Source organism: Streptomyces sp. NPDC002867 (assembly GCF_053591895.1).
The window spans coordinates 1-1380 of the sequence record NZ_JBSFUR010000116.1; the positions used below are offsets into that span (position 1 = coordinate 1).

Genomic DNA, 1380 nt, shown 5'->3' on the forward strand with positions numbered 1-1380 from the left:
GGGACTGTAAATCGTTCGGTGTAACTCCCGATCAAGGAAGATGCATCGATGACGAGCGAGAACGTGACTGAGGCCGAGACCGTCGAGGTGGCCGAGCCGCTGTCGGCGAAAGCTGTGGACGACCGGCTGATCGACGAGCTGGTGGGCCGGGCCCAGGCCGAGGGCATGCAGTTGACGGGTGAGGGCGGGCTGCTCCAGCAGCTGACCAAGCGGCTGCTGGAGTCCGCCCTCGAGGGCGAGATCACCGACCACCTCGGCTATGACAAGCACGACCCGGCGGGGAAGAACGGCGGCAACTCCCGCAACGGCAAACGCGGGAAGACCGTACTGACCGACGTCGGGCCGGTGGAAATAGCCGTGCCCCGCGACCGGGACGGCACGTTCGAGCCGAAGATCGTCAAGAAGCGGCAGAAGCGCCTGACCGGCGTGGACGAGATGGTGATCTCGCTGTCGGCGAAGGGCCTGACGACCGGTGAGGTTCAGGCCCACCTGGCCGAGGTCTATGGCGCCGAAGTCTCCCGCCAGACAATCTCCACGATCACCGACAATGTCATGGACGGCATGGCCGAGTGGCAGAACCGGCCCCTGGACGCCGTCTATCCGGTGGTCTTCATCGACGCGATCCACGTAAAGATCCGTGACGGCGCCGTCGCCAACCGTCCCATCTACGTTGCCTTGGCCGTCACGACGGAGGGCCGGCGGGACATCCTGGGGCTGTGGGCCGGCGACGGAGGCGAGGGTGCCAAGCACTGGCTGCACATCCTCACGGAGATCAAGAACCGCGGCGTGAACGACGTCCTGATGCTCGTCTGCGACGGGCTGAAGGGCCTGCCCGACGCGGTCGAGACGGTCTGGCCGAAGACGATCGTGCAGACCTGCGTGGTCCACCTGCTGCGGAACTCCTTCCGCTATGCCGCCCGCCAGGACTGGGACAAGATCGCGCGTCTCCTCAAGCCCGTCTACACCGCCGCGACTGAGGAGGCCGCCCTCGACCGGTTCGCTGAGTTCGCCGAGGCGTGGGGCCGGAAGTATCCGGCGATCGTGCGGCTCTGGGAGAACGCCTGGGAGGAGTTCACCCCGTTCCTCCGCTTCGACACCGAGATCCGCCGCATCGTCTGCACCACCAACGCGATCGAGTCCGTCAACGCCAGGATCCGGCGGGCGGTCAAGGCACGCGGCCACTTCCCCAACGAGACCGCCGCACTGAAGTGCGTCTACATGGCGATCATGTCGCTCGACCCCACTGGCAAGGGCCAGGCCCGCTGGACCATGCGCTGGAAGACCGCCCTGAACGCCTTCGACATCACCTTCGACGGTCGGCTCTCCGCAGCCCGTCAGTAACCTCAACCACTCTGGTTACACCGTCCGTTTGACAGACCC

The 1380-nt window shown here is 66.0% G+C and carries 1 protein-coding gene; it reads left to right on the forward strand.

Annotation, left to right across the window (positions count from 1 at the left end; translation table 11 throughout):
* The first annotated feature begins 48 nt into the window (after positions 1 to 48).
* Positions 49 to 1341 carry an IS256 family transposase gene (locus ACWD0A_RS34820; RefSeq protein WP_451304706.1) on the forward strand — a complete coding sequence of 431 codons (1293 nt, stop codon included), beginning with the start codon at positions 49 to 51 and terminating at the stop codon, positions 1339 to 1341.
* Positions 1342 to 1380 lie beyond the last annotated feature (39 nt).

Coding starts and splice junctions, on each gene's coding strand:
- ACWD0A_RS34820 (WP_451304706.1), top strand. CDS start 49: ATGACGAGCGAGAACGTGACTGAGGCCGAGACCGTCGAGGTGGCCGAG.